This window comes from Alexandriicola marinus, assembly GCF_004000435.1.
Taxonomy (GTDB): domain Bacteria; phylum Pseudomonadota; class Alphaproteobacteria; order Rhodobacterales; family Rhodobacteraceae; genus Alexandriicola; species Alexandriicola marinus.
The window spans coordinates 1-400 of the sequence record NZ_RBVZ01000075.1; the positions used below are offsets into that span (position 1 = coordinate 1).

1 protein-coding gene is annotated in these 400 nt (G+C 65.0%); it reads right to left on the reverse strand.

Translation table 11 applies throughout. The features are described 5' to 3' along the window. Positions 1 to 215: 215 nt before the first annotated feature. Positions 216 to 400 (reverse strand): hypothetical protein (locus EP376_RS23270; RefSeq protein ID WP_206074850.1); only part of this gene is annotated, 185 nt, incomplete at its 5' end.

Here is a 400-nt window from a genome sequence, read left to right on the forward strand (position 1 = left end):
TCCGCAACACCCGCAACGGGGATGGATCGGAGTTCTTCAGCCTCAAGCTCGACTTCCCGGTCGCGGTCTCGGAGCTGGTGATGTTCCCACCGAGCGCGAAAGATCCCCAGGACTAAATCCTCTGACGAGGATGGGCCGCCCCAGGACGAACTTGGGGCGGCCCGATCCCTGTTCCAGGGATGCCGTGTCCGGCGGTCAGATCGCCCGAGGCGACTTCACGAAGCCGCCGGCCGCAGCGCGTTCAACGGACGCACTCCGCCCGGAATGACCAGGCCGCGACAGACCGGCCCGTCAGCCTCAAGGGGGCCATCCACAAAAACCGATCGCTCAAGGCCTCCCGGTTTTTGCGGCAGAGATTTGGTTGCCCAAATCTGGCCCTCCTTGACCCTGCCTGTCCGCC